This is a genomic window from Halomonas saccharevitans (assembly GCF_900116405.1).
Classification (GTDB): Bacteria; Pseudomonadota; Gammaproteobacteria; order Pseudomonadales; family Halomonadaceae; genus Halomonas; species Halomonas saccharevitans.
The window spans coordinates 21,516-36,456 of the sequence record NZ_FPAQ01000005.1; the positions used below are offsets into that span (position 1 = coordinate 21,516).

The 14,941-nt window shown below is 68.5% G+C and carries 15 protein-coding genes and 2 tRNA genes; 14 read left to right on the forward strand and 3 right to left on the reverse strand.

Annotated elements, in window-relative coordinates; all coding sequences use genetic code 11:
• Positions 1 to 40: 40 nt before the first annotated feature.
• Entirely contained in the window at positions 41 to 253 is a 213-nt protein-coding gene (locus BM388_RS03675; RefSeq protein WP_089847346.1) for a hypothetical protein, read from the reverse strand.
• A 228-nt stretch (positions 254 to 481) separates the two neighbouring features.
• Between BM388_RS03675 and BM388_RS03680 the strand changes: the two genes are divergently transcribed.
• From BM388_RS03680 to nadA, 8 genes are all read left to right on the forward strand, one after another.
• Complete coding sequence (locus BM388_RS03680) at positions 482 to 997, forward strand: AmiS/UreI family transporter (RefSeq protein ID WP_089847348.1); 516 nt, start codon at positions 482 to 484, stop codon at positions 995 to 997.
• A gap of 68 nt (positions 998 to 1,065) precedes the next feature.
• The gene (locus BM388_RS03685) at positions 1,066 to 2,916 is read left to right on the forward strand and encodes a DEAD/DEAH box helicase (protein ID WP_089847350.1); all 1,851 of its coding nucleotides are present in this window, start codon (positions 1,066 to 1,068) and stop codon (positions 2,914 to 2,916) included.
• Between the two features lie 146 nt (positions 2,917 to 3,062).
• Complete coding sequence (locus tag BM388_RS03690) at positions 3,063 to 4,031, forward strand: segregation and condensation protein A (protein ID WP_089847352.1); 969 nt, start codon at positions 3,063 to 3,065, stop codon at positions 4,029 to 4,031.
• On the forward strand, positions 4,028 to 4,948 hold the full coding sequence (gene scpB / locus BM388_RS03695; RefSeq protein WP_089847354.1) for an SMC-Scp complex subunit ScpB: 921 nt from the start codon (positions 4,028 to 4,030) through the stop codon (positions 4,946 to 4,948). Before BM388_RS03690 ends, scpB begins: the two co-directional genes overlap by 4 nt.
• Positions 4,945 to 5,802: a 23S rRNA pseudouridine(2605) synthase RluB gene (gene rluB / locus BM388_RS03700; protein ID WP_089847356.1), complete on the forward strand. Its 858-nt coding sequence runs from the start codon at positions 4,945 to 4,947 to the stop codon at positions 5,800 to 5,802. The genes scpB and rluB overlap by 4 nt, the downstream gene beginning before the upstream one ends.
• Positions 5,803 to 5,883: 81 nt before the next feature.
• Positions 5,884 to 5,959 (forward strand) — tRNA-Lys (locus BM388_RS03705).
• A 41-nt stretch (positions 5,960 to 6,000) separates the two neighbouring features.
• A tRNA-Lys gene (locus BM388_RS03710) sits at positions 6,001 to 6,076 on the forward strand.
• Positions 6,077 to 6,347: 271 nt separating this feature from the next.
• Positions 6,348 to 7,376: a quinolinate synthase NadA gene (gene nadA / locus BM388_RS03715; protein ID WP_089847358.1), complete on the forward strand. Its 1,029-nt coding sequence runs from the start codon at positions 6,348 to 6,350 to the stop codon at positions 7,374 to 7,376.
• A gap of 160 nt (positions 7,377 to 7,536) precedes the next feature.
• Here nadA and BM388_RS03720 read toward each other — a convergent pair whose 3' ends face one another.
• A complete protein-coding gene (locus BM388_RS03720) occupies positions 7,537 to 9,045 on the reverse strand; it encodes a M48 family metalloprotease (protein WP_089847360.1) in 1,509 nt (502 codons plus the stop codon).
• A gap of 142 nt (positions 9,046 to 9,187) precedes the next feature.
• Here BM388_RS03720 and BM388_RS03725 point away from each other — a divergent pair, with 142 nt between their 5' ends.
• Positions 9,188 to 9,433 carry a sulfurtransferase TusA family protein gene (locus tag BM388_RS03725; protein ID WP_089847362.1) on the forward strand — a complete coding sequence of 82 codons (246 nt, stop codon included), beginning with the start codon at positions 9,188 to 9,190 and terminating at the stop codon, positions 9,431 to 9,433.
• Positions 9,430 to 10,530, forward strand: a complete 1,101-nt coding sequence (locus BM388_RS03730; protein ID WP_089847364.1) for an AI-2E family transporter — start codon at positions 9,430 to 9,432, stop codon at positions 10,528 to 10,530. Before BM388_RS03725 ends, BM388_RS03730 begins: the two co-directional genes overlap by 4 nt.
• 75 nt (positions 10,531 to 10,605) lie before the next feature.
• Here BM388_RS03730 and BM388_RS03735 read toward each other — a convergent pair whose 3' ends face one another.
• Positions 10,606 to 11,079 carry a peroxiredoxin gene (locus BM388_RS03735; RefSeq protein WP_089847366.1) on the reverse strand — a complete coding sequence of 158 codons (474 nt, stop codon included), beginning with the start codon at positions 11,077 to 11,079 and terminating at the stop codon, positions 10,606 to 10,608.
• A 228-nt stretch (positions 11,080 to 11,307) separates the two neighbouring features.
• Between BM388_RS03735 and dapA the strand changes: the two genes are divergently transcribed.
• The 4 genes from dapA to purC are packed head-to-tail and all read left to right on the forward strand — an operon-like array spanning position 11,308 to position 14,747.
• Entirely contained in the window at positions 11,308 to 12,192 is an 885-nt protein-coding gene (dapA, locus tag BM388_RS03740) for a 4-hydroxy-tetrahydrodipicolinate synthase (protein WP_089847368.1), read from the forward strand.
• 47 nt (positions 12,193 to 12,239) lie between these two features.
• Positions 12,240 to 13,208, forward strand: coding sequence for a lipoprotein, NlpB (locus tag BM388_RS03745; protein ID WP_089847370.1), 969 nt, complete (start codon positions 12,240 to 12,242; stop codon positions 13,206 to 13,208).
• On the forward strand, positions 13,208 to 13,993 hold the full coding sequence (locus BM388_RS03750) for an MBL fold metallo-hydrolase (RefSeq protein ID WP_089847372.1): 786 nt from the start codon (positions 13,208 to 13,210) through the stop codon (positions 13,991 to 13,993). Before BM388_RS03745 ends, BM388_RS03750 begins: the two co-directional genes overlap by 1 nt.
• Positions 13,994 to 14,033: 40 nt before the next feature.
• The gene (gene purC / locus BM388_RS03755) at positions 14,034 to 14,747 is read left to right on the forward strand and encodes a phosphoribosylaminoimidazolesuccinocarboxamide synthase (RefSeq protein ID WP_089847375.1); all 714 of its coding nucleotides are present in this window, start codon (positions 14,034 to 14,036) and stop codon (positions 14,745 to 14,747) included.
• Positions 14,748 to 14,941 lie beyond the last annotated feature (194 nt).

Consider the following 14,941-nt stretch of genomic DNA (forward strand, 5'->3'; position numbering starts at 1 on the left):
CGTCGCCGACCCTCGCGTCAGTACGCGGCGAGGCGGGGGTTCAGCCGCGTCCGTCCTCCTCGGCATCGTGGCGGTGAAGCTGTGCCTCGAGCTCCTCGATGGCGTGGCGGAACTGCGCCTGAAAATGATCGAAGCGTCCGAAGTCGTAGTCGCACTCGGCGCAATGGACGTGGTACTCGTCCTTGCGGCCGGGCGGGAATCGCTTCATGCGATGGCCGCACTTGGGGCATTCCGGGCTGGTCTTCACTTTCATGTGCGCCTCTCCTGTATTGGCGATGGGGGATCGAATAATCCGTGTGTCCCTTCTAGATATCAGGGTGAAAGGCCGCGAGGTCAAGGGCTCAGCTTCCTCGGCCGTGTCGCAGGAAGGAAATGAAAAATAATTCCATTGCTTGTTGCCTTGCCGATCGGGCCGGTCTATAAGAGCGCTCGGGGCGGCCGGCACGGGGTCGGGTGCCGCTATCGAGGGAGCGAGACGACGATGCATGAGGGGCTGAGCCTGCTCTACGTGGGCGCGGTGCTGGTGCTCAACGGCCTGTGGATGATGGGGCGTATCGAGGATCGCGAGATCCAGGTAATCAACTTCTTCGTCGGCGGGGTGAGCCTCGCCGTGGCCGCCTACGCGGCCTTCGGCCCCGGGGCCGATGCCGCCAGCGTGCGCACCGCGGCCATGACGCTGCTGTTCGCCCTGACCTACCTCTGGGTGGCCATCAATCGCCGCAACGGCAGCTCCGGTCACGGCCTGGGCTACTTCTGCCTGTTCGTGGCGCTCACCGCCCTGCCCACCGGGCTCTTGCAGCTCGCGGTCGCCGAGGGGCTGTGGGGCTGGTGGTTGGGCGCCAACTGGCTGGCCTGGGCGTCGCTGTGGTTCGGCTTCTACCTGATGCTCTGCCACCGCCCGCACCTGAAGCCGCTGATGGCACGCACCTCCCTGACCCAGGGGCTGGTGACCGCCTGGGTGCCGGGCTACCTGCTGCTGCAGGGCCTGATCAGCTGAGCGCACCGGGTGCCTGACGCGGACGACGCCGCCCGGTAGGATGGCGGCTTCGTCGACAGGAGGTGTCCATGCACGAGACGTCCGTGCCCCAGCTGCGCCCCTATCAGCAGGCGGCCGTCACCCGGGTGGTCGAGCACTTTCGAGCCTCCGACGAGCCCGCGGTGGTGGTGCTGCCTACCGGCAGCGGCAAGTCGCTGGTGATCGCCGAGCTGGCGCGCCTGGCTCGGGGGCGAGTGCTGGTGCTGGCCCACGTGCGCGAGCTGGTCGAGCAGAATCACGCCAAGTACCAGGCCTACGGCCTCGAGGCCGATATCTTCAGCGCCGGGCTGGGACGCAAGGAGAGCGGCCGACAGGTGGTGTTCGGTTCGGTGCAGTCGGTGGTGAGGAACCTCGAGCGCTTCGACGATGGCGCCTTCACCCTGCTGGTGATCGACGAGTGCCACCGGGTCTCCAGCGAGAAGGAGGCCAGCTATCGCCGGGTGATCGATCGGCTGCGCGAGGCCAATCCGCGCCTCAAGGTGCTGGGGCTGACCGCCACACCCTACCGGCTGGGCCAGGGCTTCATCTACCACCGCCACCACCACGGCATGGTGCGCGGCGACGAGACGTGCTTCTTTCGCGACTGCGTCTTCGAGCAGCCGCTGCGCCTGATGGTGCGCCAGGGCTACCTGGCCGAGCCCCGGCGCGTCGATGCCGCGGTGGAGCGCTACGACTTCTCCCGGCTTTCGCCGGCCGCCAGCGGGCTCTTCCGCGAGGAGGAGCTCAACCGGGTGGTCTCGGGCCACCGCGCCACCCCGGGGATCATCGCCGAGGTGATCGAGCGCGCCCGGGAGCGCCAGGGCGTGATGCTGTTCGCGGCAAGCGTAGCCCACGCCGAGGAGATACTGGGCTACCTGCCGGCCGGCGAGGCGGCGCTGATCACCGGGGCGACCCGCTCGGCCGAGCGCGAGCGGATCATCGCCGCCTTCAAGGCGCGCGAGATCAAGTACCTGGTCAACGTGGCGGTGCTGACCACCGGCTTCGATGCCCCTCATGTGGATTTGATCGCCATCCTGCGCCCCACCGAGTCGGTGGGGCTCTACCAGCAGATCGTCGGTCGCGGCCTGCGCCTCTCGCCGGGCAAGGCCGACTGCCTGATCCTCGACTACGCCGGCAATCCTTGGGACCTTTATGCCCCGGAGGTGGGCAGCCCCAAGCCGGACGGCGACAGCGAGCCGGTGCAGGTGCCGTGCCCCGAGTGCGACCACCCCAATCTCTTCTGGGGCAAGCGCGACGGCGAGCTGGTCATCGAGCACTTCGGGCGGCGCTGCCAGGGGCTGGTGCCTTTTCCTCGCGCCCGATCCCGCGCGGAAAGCGTAAATTCAGACTATCGCGCCCGACCTCGCGCGAACGAGACGACGTCAAAAGCGGCGGCGCCCGCGATGGAGCAGTGTGCGTTTCGCTTCCGCTTCAAGACCTGCCCCGACTGCGGCGCCGAGAACGACATCGCCGCCCGGCGCTGCCATGGCTGCCAGGCGCTGCTGGTGGATGCCGACGACAAGCTCAAGGAGGCGCTCAAGCTGCGCGATGCCCGGGTGCTGCGGGTCGGCGGAATGCAGCTCGAGGCCACCGTCAACGGCCGCGGCATGGCCCGCCTCAAGGTCACCTACCACGACGAGGAGGGCGTGACCCTGGCCGAGTGGTTCGCCCTGGAGACCCCGGCCCAGCGTGGCGCCTTCGCCGCGGTCTTCCTGCGTGATCACCTGCGCGCGCCGGGCATTCGCTGGTCGCCGACCACGCCTGAGGAGGTGATCGCCGAGCAGCGCCGGCTGCGCGCGCCGGACTTCGTGGTGGGTCGCAAGGTGGGGCGCCACTGGCAGGTGCGCGAGAAGCTGTTCGACTACGTTGGGCGCTATCGCAAGGCCGAGTCGATTTCATGAGCGCGTTGGCGTAAGAACTGTCATCAGAGCGGCCGTCAGGGCGGTTTTGGGCGCCTCGGCGTGCGGCGGCGATTACCCACCCGGCCTCGAAGTTGCTAGACTGCACGGTCGATCATCCGCCGTGCAGTCGAGAGGCCAGGCCCCGCGTGAGCGATACGCCCCAGAGTGAAGCGCCCGAGCGGGCCGACAGCGATGCCGCCGAGGCGCCGGACGTGCAGGCCGACGTGCTGGGCCGCCTGTTCGACGAGCCGATCACCGAGCTGCCGGAGGATCTCTACATCCCGCCGGAGGCGCTGCGGGTCTTCCTGGAGGCCTTCGAGGGGCCGCTGGACCTGCTGCTCTACCTGATTCGCCGCCAGAACCTGGATATTCTCGCCATCGACGTGGCGGCCATCACGCGCCAGTACATCGAGTACGTGGAGCTGATGAAGGCCATGGAGATCGAGCTGGCCGGGGAGTACCTGCTGATGGCGGCGATGCTCGCCGAGATCAAGTCGCGCACCCTGCTGCCGCGCCCGCCCAAGGAGGGCGAGGAGGACGACGAGGAGGATCCGCGCGCCGAGCTGATCCGCCGCCTGCAGGAGTACGAGCGGCTCAAGAATGCCGCCGAGGCGCTCGCCGAGCTGCCGCGCCTGGGCCGCGACTGGTTTCCGGCGCGAGCCGCGCTGCCGGCCCTCGAGGCGCGGGTGATCCACCCGGACGTGGAGCTTGGTGAGCTGCTCGGCGCGCTGGCCGGCATCCTGCGTCGCGCCGAGCTCAACCAGGCCCACCAGATCAGCCGCGAGGGGCTCTCGACCCGAGAGCGCATGCTTTCGATCATGGCGAAGCTCTCGCGGGAGCACTACACCCCCTTCGAGGCGCTGTTTACCCTCGAGGAGGGGCGCGCCGGGGTGGTCGTGACCTTCATGGCAATTCTCGAGCTCGCCAAGGAGGCGATGATCGAGATCGTCCAGAACGCCCCGCTCTCGCCGATCCACGTGCGGGCGCGGCTGGACGAGGAGGCGGCCTTCGAGGAGGAGGCCCTGGAGGACGAGGCGGGCGACGAGAGCCCTTTCGATGAGAGCCCCTTCGACGACCCTCGCGACGATGACCACGACGGGAGCGAACCGGCATGACCGCCATGGAATCCCCCAATGTCCTGGACGATATTCTCGAGGCGGCGCTGCTGGCGGCCGGCGAGCCGCTGGGGCTGGATCGCCTGGAGGGGCTCTTCGACGACCATGAACAGCCGCCGCGTCGCGCGCTGCGCGACGCCCTCGAGCGGCTCGGCCTGCGCCATGAGCGCGGTGCCCTAGAGCTGCTCGAGACCGCCTCGGGCTACCAGCTGCGCATCCGTCCGCGGCTCTCGCCCTGGGTGTCGCGGCTGTGGGACGAGCGCCCCCAGCGCTACTCCCGGGCGCTGCTCGAGACCCTGGCGCTGATCGCCTATCGCCAGCCGGTGACCCGCGGCGACATCGAGGAGGTGCGCGGGGTCTCGGTGAGCGGCTCGATCATGCGCACCCTGCTCGATCGCGGCTGGGTGCGCGTGGTGGGCCACCGCGACGTGCCGGGCCGCCCGGCGGTCTATGCCACCACGCGCAGCTTCCTCGACGACTTCGGGTTGCGCACCCTCGACGAGCTGCCGCCGATGCACGAGCTGAAGCAGTTCGAGGAGCCGACCCTCGAGGAGGAGGCGCCGCCGCCCCAGCACGACCTGCTGGCCCAGGCGGACGCGCCGGCGGAGGATGCCGAGGCGGCGGACGAGACAGACAACGAGACGACGCCTTCCGAGGCGGCGGACGAGACAGATAACGATACGGCGCCTCCCGAGGGGGGCGGTGAGGTCGATGCCGAGAGCGCCGAGACGGTCTCGGAGACGACCAGCACGACGGCCGGGAGGGCCGACGACGACCACGCCGGGACGGCGTCCGAGCGGGCAGGGCTGAGCTTCGCCGATCTGGAGGCTCGCCTGTCCGAACGTGCCCGGGGCCGCGTCGACGATGACGCTGCCGCGGGGACGGAATCCACATCCAGTGAGAACGATGACCGATGAGCACTACCACCGAGAAACTGCAGAAGGTCCTGGCCCGCGCCGGGCTGGGTTCGCGCCGCGAGATGGAAACGGCCATCGCCGACGGCCGGGTCAAGGTCAACGGCAAGGTGGCGACCCTGGGCGATCGCATCGAGATGCGCGACCGGGTGGCCCTCGACGACCGCCCGGTGACCCTGCGCGCCGCCGAGGACGTGCCGCGTCGGGTGATCATGTACAACAAGCCCGAGGGTGAGCTCTGCACCCGCAAGGATCCCGAGGGGCGCCGCACCGTCTTCGATCGCCTGCCACGCCTCAAGGGCGAGCGCTGGATCGCCATCGGCCGCCTGGACATCAACACCAGTGGCCTGCTGCTGTTCACCACCGATGGCGAGCTGGCCAACAAGCTGATGCACCCCTCCACCCAGGTGGAGCGCGAGTACGCCGTGCGCGTCATGGGCGAGGTCACCCAGGCCCAGGTCAAGGCGATGGTCGAGGGCGTGATGCTCGACGACGGTCCGGCGAACTTCACCGACGTGCAGGAGTTCGGCGGCGAGGGCATCAACACCTGGTTCCACGTGGTGATCATGGAGGGACGCAACCGCGAGGTGCGGCGGCTGTGGGAGTCCCAGGGACTGACCGTGAGCCGCCTCAAGCGGGTGCGCTACGGCAACATCTTCCTCGACAAGCGGACCAAGGCCGGGGAGTGGGTGGAACTCTCCCAGGACGAGATCGATGACCTGGCCACGACGGCCGGCCTTTCGGCGCGCAAGGTGCCGGAGTTGACCCCGGACGAGAAGAATCGCTGGAGCCGCGACAAGCACAAGCGCCGGCCGGTGCAGGCCATGCGCAAGCCGAAGAGCCAGCGTAATCGGTGACCCGCGCCGTTCTCTTCGACCAAAGGCAAAAATCGCTTGCCATCACGGGGGCGGATCAGTAATATCTGCACCCGTTCGGAAGGGTCGTTAGCTCAGTTGGTAGAGCAGTTGGCTTTTAACCAATTGGTCGTAGGTTCGAATCCTACACGACCCACCATCCGAACCTGTGACCATGGCGACTGAGCCGCCATGTGTTCTGGGTCGTTAGCTCAGTTGGTAGAGCAGTTGGCTTTTAACCAATTGGTCGTAGGTTCGAATCCTACACGACCCACCAGATTCAGCGCCCCCGCTTCCCTCGGAAGCGGGGGCGTTCTGCGTTGGGGCGCCAAACGGCGGGCGAATCGCGCCACGCGAGCGCCGCACTGCGAGACTTTCTCCCCGGAATCGAACAAAGGGCGGGCATTCTGGTCTAGAATGGCGTTGGGTCGGCCATCGCGACAGACGCAGCGGTTGACCCTCTGGCGTGTGGCCCCGTGCGGAGTGCACGAGCGGCGACACCTGGTGCATTGCAGGGGGAGCCCCTGCCGGTCACAGTGGTAGACACGATGACGATCATGACTTCCCGTGCCGATCTGCGCGAGCAGCTGGCACGCACCTACTGCCCCACCCGCATTCCCGCCGAGGATGAGGCGCGCATCGACGAGATCAAGGCGCTCCTCGAGGCCAATAATGCCGTGCTGGTGGCGCACTACTATACCGACGATGCCATTCAGCAGCTGGCCGAAGAGACCGGCGGCTGCGTCGCCGATTCCCTGGAGATGGCGCGCTTCGGCGCTCGCCACGAGGCCGATACCCTGGTGGTGGCCGGCGTGCGTTTCATGGGCGAGACGGCCAAGATCCTTTCGCCCGAGAAGCGCGTGCTGATGCCGACCCTGAAGGCGACCTGCTCGCTGGACCTGGGCTGCCCGGCCGACGAGTTCAGCGCCTTCTGCGATGCCCATCCCGACCGCACCGTGGTGGTCTATGCCAACACCTCCGCGGCGGTGAAGGCGCGGGCCGACTGGGTGGTGACCTCGTCCATTGCCGTGGACGTGATTGAGCACCTCCAGGCGCGCGGTGAGAAGATCCTCTGGGCCCCTGACAAGCACCTCGGCGGCTACATCCAGAAGCAGACCGGCGCCGACATGCTGCTCTGGGACGGGGCCTGCATCGTCCACGAGGAGTTCAAGGCCAAGGGCGTCGAGGACCTCAAGTCGCTCTATCCCGATGCCGCGGTGCTGGTGCATCCGGAGTCGCCGGCCTCGGTGGTCGAGCTGGCCGACGTGGCGGGCTCCACCTCCCAGCTGATCAGCGCGGCCAAGGAGCTGCCCAACGAGCGGCTGATCGTCGCTACCGACCGCGGCATCTTCTTCAAGATGCAGCAGGCGGTGCCGGAGAAGACGCTGTTTGAGGCGCCCACCGCCGGCAACGGCGCGACCTGCAAGAGCTGCGCCCACTGCCCGTGGATGGCGATGAACGCCCTGGATAACCTGGCCGGCGCGCTGCGCCAGGGGACGGGTGAGGTGTTCGTCGATGATGCTCTGCGCCTGGCCGCCCTCAAGCCTCTGGAGCGGATGCTGAACTTCAAGAAGTAAGCATCGAGCTGCCAGCGCCCAGCCGCTCGTTGACGGGCGACAGGTGCGAGGGAGCAAACGAGAAACCCCACCGGATGTTGAGTCCGGTGGGGTTTGTTCGTGGATATCAGCCATGGCCATGACATCATTTTCTGCGGCGCGCGGCGCGCGGCGCTCGGCGCTATCGAAACTCCTCCAGCGTCTCCCGATAGCCGATGAAGTCCTCCCGGCGCCGCTCGATCGCGCTGGCCGCGGCGGGATCGCCCCGGCGCTCGGCGACCTCCTTGGCCACCTCGATCTGGCGGATGGCCCGGTCGATGCGGCCGGTGAGCTGCAGCTGCTCGGCGCGGGCCAGATGGCCCCAGGCTTCCCGGCCGCTGCGCCCGGCGGCCTCGGCGAGCAGCGTGAACACCTGGGGGTCCTCGGGGCGGCGCTCGGCCAGCTCGCGCAGCACCCGGTAGGCCTCGTCGGGATCGCGCTGCAGCAGCGCCTCGCCGAGCAGTCGGCGGGTCGGCGCGTAGTCCGGCATCAGCCGCAGCTGACGCCGGCTGCGTGCGATGGCATCGTCGGTGCGGCCGGCGTCGAAGGCCACCTGGGCCGCCGTGGCGGGCAGCATGGCGAGATCCGGGTGCGCGCGGGCCAGGGCGTCGAGGGCGGCGAGCGCCCCGTCGGTGCGACCCGCCCGGGCGTCGAGTAGCGCCGCCAGGTAGCGGCGCGCCGCCGCGGGGGCCTGGTCCTGGGCCAGCCGGGTAGCGGCCTGCTGGGGATCGCGGTCGTGGATCGCCAGCAGGGCGCGAGCCCTCACCAGCGCGTACTCGAGCGGCTCGTCGCGCGGCGTCGTCACGGGCGTCTGGTCGGCGCGAGCCTGGGTATCGCTGATGCGCGACTCGGTCATCGGGTGGGAGAGCAGGAACTCCGGCGGGTTGCCGCCCTGCAGGCTGACCATGCGCTGCATGGCGCGAAACATCTCGACCATGGCGCCCGGGTCGTAGCCGGCGCCGGCCATCGCCTGCAGGCCGACGCGGTCGGCCTCCTGCTCGAAGCGCCGCGAGTAGCGCAGCTGATCCTGGATGAAGGCCGCCTGGGTGCCCATGGCGGCGGCGATGCCGGCATCGCCGCCGCCCCCGGCGGCGATCAGCATGCCGGCCAGCATGGCGGCCATGGTCGGGATCTGGGTCTGCTCGGCGCGCTCCCGCCCGCGGGCGTAGTGGCGCTGGGCGAGGTGGCCAAGCTCGTGGGCGACCACCGAGGCCAGCTCCGCCTCTTGCTCGGCGAAGGCGAACAGCCCGGCGTTGACGCCGATCACCCCGCCCGGCACCGCGAAGGCGTTGAGCAGTCGACTCTCCACCAGGGTGACGACGGTGTTCGCCTGGGTGAGCCCGCTGTGGGGCAGCAGGCGGGCCACCAGCGATTCCACGTAGTCCTGGGCGATGGCGTCCTGCCACTCGGGCGCCCGGGCGCGGAACTGGCGCAGCCAGGCGCGTCCCAGGCGCAGCTCCTCGCCGCTGATCGCCTGGCTGTCGCTGTAGGTAAGGCTCGGCAGGCCGTAGTCGCCGTTGGCGATCGGGGTGCCGCCGCGGTCGGTCAGGCCGGGCGCCTCGAAGCGATCCGTGGACTGGGCCTGGACCGGCAGGGCGAGCGCCAGGCATAGGGCGCTGGCGGTGAGGCAGGTTCCGGTTCGACGCAGCATGGCCATCCTCGTCACGGGGCGAAAGCAGGGGCAGGCGTTGGGCTTCGACATTGATTCGGTCCGCAAAGTGCCTTTAAATCGCAGGAACTTGCGTGTGGGCTCGCCGGCCTGCACGACTCATTGCATTCTCCCGGGAGACAACATGGCGCTGCAACCCGACGACCTGCTCGATGCCCGCGGTCTTCCCTGTCCGCTGCCGCTGCTCAAGGCCAAGCAGGCCCTGTCACGCCTCGCGCCCGGCCAGCTGCTCGAGATACGGGCCACCGACGCGGGCTCCTGGCGCGACTTCGAGACCTTCGTGGCCCAGAGCCCCCACGAGATGCCGGCCAGGGAGGAGCGGGGCGAGGTCTACCACTACTGGATCCGCAAGGGGGCATCGCCTTCATGACCTTGAGGTCGGTATTCCGTGGTTGGATAGAGCACTACTTCTCCGACGAGGAGGCGGTGATCCTGCTGGTGGTCCTGGCGCTCGGCTTCGCCGTGGTGGTCTTTATGGGCCACATGCTGGCGCCCTTCCTCACCGCGCTGGTCATCGCCTTCCTGCTGCAGGGGGCGGTGAACGGCCTGACGCGTCGCCGTGTGCCCCACCTGCTGGCGGTGATCCTGGTCTTCCTGGGCTTCATCGGCGTGCTGCTGGCCATGGCGCTGATCCTGATGCCGCTGATCTGGACCCAGCTGGTCAACCTGATCCAGGAGACGCCGCGGATGTTCGCCAGCGGCCAGCAGCTGCTCGATGATCTTCAGGCGCGCTACCCGCAGCTGGTGACGCCGGATCAGATCCAGAACTGGATCGGCATGGCCGGGCGCGAGGTGACTCAGCTCGGCCAGCGGGCCCTGACGCTCTCGCTGGCCTCGCTGGGCAACGTCCTGGCGCTGATCATCTACCTGGTGCTGGTGCCGATCCTGGTCTTCTTCATGCTCAAGGATCGCGACCGCCTAGTGGGCTTCACCGTCTCGCTGCTGCCCCAGCGGCGCGACCTGATGACCCGCATCTGGCAGGAGATGGACGACCAGATCGCCAACTACGTGCGCGGCAAGTTCACCGAGATCATCATCGTCGGCAGCGTGGCGTTCTTTACCTTCGCCTTCTTCGGGCTGCCCTACACGGCGCTGCTGGCCGTGCTGGTGGGACTGTCGGTGCTGGTGCCCTACATCGGCGCCGCGGTGGCCACGCTGCCGGTGGCCGCGGTGGCCGGCTTCCACTTCGGCATCAGCGACCAGTTCCTCTATGTGATCGTGGCCTACGGCGTGATCCAGGCGCTGGATGGCAATGTGCTGGTGCCGGTGCTGTTCTCCGAGGCGGTCAACCTGCACCCGGTATCGATCATCCTGGCGGTGCTGTTCTTCGGCGGCATCTGGGGCTTCTGGGGGATCTTCTTCGCGATCCCCCTGGCGACCCTGCTCAAGGCGCTGGTCTACGCCTGGCCGCGCGGCATCCAGCAGCGCCACCGCCGGGAGGCGCCGGAAACGCCCGTCGAGCCGTGAGGCGACCCGCCCGGGCGTGACGCGCCCGCTCCCCGCTGCCTCAGTACCGACCGAGGGGGCGGTAGGGCGACGGATTCAGCCGGCGTGCAGGGCCTGTGCCGCTTCGAGGACCTCCTCGACGTGACCCTTGACCTTGACGCCGCGCCACTCGCGGGCGAGCCGGCCCTCGGCATCGATCAGGAAGGTGCTGCGCTCGATGCCTAGGTGCTCCTTGCCGTAGAGCTTCTTCAGCTTGATGACGTCGAACAGCCGGCAGACGGCCTCGTCCTTGTCGGAGATCAGCGCGAAGTTGAACCCCTGCTTGGCCTTGAAGTTCTCCTGGGCGCGGATGCCGTCCCGGGAGACGCCCAGGATCACGGTATTGGCGGCCTCGAAGGCCTCCTTGCGATCGCGGAAGTCGCCGCCCTCGGTGGTGCAGCCCGGGGTGCTGGCCTTGGGATAGAAGTAGATCACCACCTGCCGGCCGCGCAGCTCGGAGAGGGTGAGGGTGGACTCGCTGGTGGCGGTGGCGCTGAAATCGGGGACGGGCTCGCCGAGGCTGACGCTCATGAAACGACTCCTTGTGAGGGTGGCGTGGGACGGTGAAACACCGCCGGTCGGACGGGGTGAGTCGGACCAGCGAGCGTCGATTACACGCAACCCCGGGCGAACTGTAAAGTCGCGGCTGTACAGGCTCTCGAGGCCTGAGTACCATTTGGCCCCTGGCCCCGGGGCAGGTCCCGGCGCTTCCGGGGCCTGTGGGCCGTGAATGCAGGTGAATCGAGAGGAATCGAGAGGATGATCACTGGTAGTATCGTCGCGCTGGCGACGCCGATGAAGGTCAACGGCGATATCGACTGGGAGGCCCTGCGTCGCCTGGTGCACTTTCACCTCGACAACGGCACCGACGCGATCGTGGCGGCCGGCACCACCGGCGAGCCGACGACCATGTCCTTCGCCGAGCACTTCGATGTCATCCGCACCGTGGTGGAAGAGGTCGACGGACGCATTCCGGTGATCGCCGGCACCGGCTCCAACAACACCACCGAGGCGGTCGAGCTGACCCGCTACGCCAAGGAGGTTGGCGCCGACTACTGCCTGACGGTCGCGCCCTACTACAACAAGCCGACCCAGGAAGGCCTGTTCCAGCACTTCAAGGCCATCGCCGAAGCCAGCGACCTGCCGGTGATCCTCTACAACGTGCCGGGCCGCACCTGCTCCGACATCTACAACGAGACCGTGATGCGTCTCGCCGAGGTCGACGGAATCATCGGCCTCAAGGATGCCACCGGCAACCTGGAGCGCGCCGAGGACCTGATCGCGCGTCTCAAGGGCAGCGACTTCATGCTCTATTCCGGCGACGACGCCACCGCCTGCGACTTCATGCTGATGGGCGGCCACGGCGACATCTCGGTGACCGCCAACGTCGCCCCGCGAACCATGCACGAGCTGTGCAGCGCCGCCGTGGCCGGCGACGTCGACAAGGCTCACCAGATCAATACCCGCCTGATACCGCTGCATACCAACCTGGGCGTCGAGTCCAATCCGATTCCGGTCAAGTGGGCGCTGTATCGCATGGGCTATGTGGAGCCGGGCATCCGCCTGCCGCTGACCTGGCTCTCAGAGAAGTACCACTCCACCGTCAGCGAGGCCCTTCAGCTGGCGGGGATGATCGACGACTGAGCGGTGCTCGGCACCGCACTCCGCACAACACGAGGCAAGGTGGACGCATGAACTCTGCGCTGAAAGGGATGCTGGTGGCGACGATCGCGCTGGCCACGGTCGGTTGCGCCCGTGATGGCTACTATCACGATCGCAACCTCGACTACGCCGAGGCCGAGGAGACGGCGCCCCTGGTGCTGCCGGAGGCCCACAACTCGGCGCGCTTTCGGGACGCCATGCCCGTGCCCGAGGTAAGCGGCGCGCGTCCCGCCACGGACGGCGTGGTGGAAGCGCCGCTGCCCCAGGCCCTGTCCCCCGGGCGGGCCCGGGGGCGCGGCTACGTGGAGCGGCGCGAGATCGGCAGCGACGCCTGGCTGGTGGTGGGCGCCGAGCCGGCTTCGGTGTGGCCGGAGCTCGAGCGCTTCGTGCGGGGACGCGGGCTGGACGTCGTCGCCCGTGATCCGAGCCGCGGGGTGCTGTCGACCGAGCAGTCCCGTCTGAGCGTTCGCCAGGGGCTGCGCCGCGGCGACAGCGAGCTGCACTGCGAGCGCGGTGGCGTCGTCGACGCGGGCTGCCTGCGGGCCCTGGAGCGCCACTTTCAGTCGCTCAGCGCCTCGGCAAGCGCCGCGTCGCTGACCGCCCAGCGGCCCGAGGTGCAGGACCGCGCCCAGTTCGCGCAGCGCGGCGATGACTGGCAGGTGATCCTGCCCTACGACATCGATCGCCTGTGGGCCGAACTCAGCCACCAGCTGGAAAACGATTTCGTCGTCGAGGGTCGCCGCGAGCTGCGCGAGCGCGATCCGAGCGCACACACCTTCCTGGTCGGCTATTTGACCCGGGAAGGGCGCGAGCAGGGCCTGCTGAGCTCGCTGGCCTCCCTCGAGCTCGGCGCCGAGCCGCAACCGGTGCGGCTGACCCTCGAGGCGCGTGGCCCCGAGGAGACCGTGCTGCGCGCGATGGGCGTCGGCGAGGACGGTTCGCTGCCCGAGGAGGACCAGCGCGAGCTGCTCGAGCGGGTGGCAGGCCTGCTGCGCTGATGAGCGACACGGCGTCGGGTGGCCTGACCTTCGCCTCCCTGGGCAGCGGCAGCAAGGGCAACGCCACCCTGGTCAGCGACGGCGAGACGCATCTGCTGGTCGACTGCGGCTTCGGCCTGAAGGAGACCGAGCGCCGCCTGGCCCGACTGGGCCTGCACCCCCGCCAGCTCGACGCCGTGCTGGTGACCCACGAGCACGGTGATCACATCCGCGGCGTCGGGCCCCTGGCGCGGCGTCACCAGGTGCCGGTCTACCTGACGCCGGGCACCTGGCTGTCGGGGCGCCTCGGCGAGCTGCCACACCGCCACTGGATCACCCCCCAGGCCAGGTTCGCCGTCAAGGGGCTTTCCATCGACCCGATCACCGTGCCCCACGACGCCCGCGAGCCGGTGCAGTTCGGCATCGCCGGCGGCGGTCGCCGGCTGGGCCTGCTCACCGACCTCGGGCATCCCAGCGCGCATGTGGTCGAGGCCTTCGCCGGCTGCGACGGCCTGGTGCTGGAGTGCAATCACGACCGCCGGATGCTCGCCGAAGGGCCCTATCCCGCCAGCCTCAAGCGCCGAGTGGGCGGCGACTGGGGGCACCTGGCCAACGTCCAGGCGGCCTGGCTGCTGCAGCGGCTGGGGCTCGATCGCCTGCAGCGCATCGTCTGCTCGCACCTGTCCGAACACAACAACCGCCCCGAGCTGGCCCTGGAGGCCCTGGTGCCCCTGCTCGACGGCGACGACTCCCGGCTGAGGATCGCCGCCCAGGACGATGGCCTGGCATGGCAGACCCTCGGCTGAACGACCATCCTTACCCGTATCCTCGCCCCTGGAGGCTCCCATGGAAAAGCGCCAAGAACTCTTTGTCGGCAAGGCCAAGTCGGTCTATGCCACCGATGATCCGGATCGCCTGATCCTGCACTTCCGCAACGACACCAGCGCCTTCGACGGCCGTCGTATGGAGGCCCTCGAGCGCAAGGGCCAGGTCAACAACCGCTTCAATGCCTTCATCATGGGCAAGCTCCAGGAAGCGGGGATTCCCACCCACTTCGAGAGCCTGCTCTCCGATGACGAGTGCGTGGTCAAGAACCTCGAGATGATCCCGGTCGAGTGCGTGGTGCGCAACATCGCCGCCGGCAGCGTGGTCAAGACTCTCGGCGTCGAGGAGGGCCAGACCCTCACACCGCCGACCTTCCAGCTGTTCCTGAAGAACGATGAGCTCCACGACCCGATGATCAACGAGTCGCTGGCCGAGACCTTCGGCTGGGCTAGCTCTGAGCAGCTGGCCGAGATGAAGGCGCTGACCTTCCGGGTCAACGAGGTGCTCAAGGCGCTGTTCGAAGAGGGCGGCATGCTGCTGGTGGACTACAAGCTCGAGTTCGGGCTCTTCCACGGCAAGATCGTGCTGGGCGATGAGTTCTCGCCGGACGGCTGCCGTTTGTGGGATGCCGAGACCCGCGAGAAGCTCGACAAGGACCGCTTTCGCCAGGGGCTTGGTAACGTGATCGAGTCCTATGAGGAGGTTGGCCGGCGTATCGGCATCGACTTCTCTTGAAGACGCACTGATTCATTGCTGCGCTCGACGACCCACAGGGAAGTGGGAAGTGCGTTGGCTCGTCGGGAACGAGCCTAGCGATCCTGGCCGCCGGCGGTGCCGAGGCGTCGGACCGTCGCCATCCTCATGTAGCAGGCTACATTCCGGTGGCTGTGCTCCGGCGGCGGCCAGGCTGGGCGCCCCCACCTCTCATC

Excerpts from the sequence above, each read along its gene's own strand:
- BM388_RS03675 (WP_089847346.1), bottom strand. The coding sequence starts at position 253 with ATGAAAGTGAAGACCAGCCCGGAATGCCCCAAGTGCGGCCATCGCATG.
- BM388_RS03680 (WP_089847348.1), top strand. The coding sequence starts at position 482 with ATGCATGAGGGGCTGAGCCTGCTCTACGTGGGCGCGGTGCTGGTGCTC.
- BM388_RS03685 (WP_089847350.1), top strand. The coding sequence starts at position 1,066 with ATGCACGAGACGTCCGTGCCCCAGCTGCGCCCCTATCAGCAGGCGGCC.
- scpB (WP_089847354.1), top strand. The coding sequence starts at position 4,028 with ATGACCGCCATGGAATCCCCCAATGTCCTGGACGATATTCTCGAGGCG.
- rluB (WP_089847356.1), top strand. The coding sequence starts at position 4,945 with ATGAGCACTACCACCGAGAAACTGCAGAAGGTCCTGGCCCGCGCCGGG.
- nadA (WP_089847358.1), top strand. The coding sequence starts at position 6,348 with ATGACGATCATGACTTCCCGTGCCGATCTGCGCGAGCAGCTGGCACGC.
- BM388_RS03720 (WP_089847360.1), bottom strand. The coding sequence starts at position 9,045 with ATGCTGCGTCGAACCGGAACCTGCCTCACCGCCAGCGCCCTATGCCTG.
- BM388_RS03725 (WP_089847362.1), top strand. The coding sequence starts at position 9,188 with ATGGCGCTGCAACCCGACGACCTGCTCGATGCCCGCGGTCTTCCCTGT.
- BM388_RS03730 (WP_089847364.1), top strand. The coding sequence starts at position 9,430 with ATGACCTTGAGGTCGGTATTCCGTGGTTGGATAGAGCACTACTTCTCC.
- BM388_RS03735 (WP_089847366.1), bottom strand. The coding sequence starts at position 11,079 with ATGAGCGTCAGCCTCGGCGAGCCCGTCCCCGATTTCAGCGCCACCGCC.
- dapA (WP_089847368.1), top strand. The coding sequence starts at position 11,308 with ATGATCACTGGTAGTATCGTCGCGCTGGCGACGCCGATGAAGGTCAAC.
- BM388_RS03745 (WP_089847370.1), top strand. The coding sequence starts at position 12,240 with ATGAACTCTGCGCTGAAAGGGATGCTGGTGGCGACGATCGCGCTGGCC.
- BM388_RS03750 (WP_089847372.1), top strand. The coding sequence starts at position 13,208 with ATGAGCGACACGGCGTCGGGTGGCCTGACCTTCGCCTCCCTGGGCAGC.
- purC (WP_089847375.1), top strand. The coding sequence starts at position 14,034 with ATGGAAAAGCGCCAAGAACTCTTTGTCGGCAAGGCCAAGTCGGTCTAT.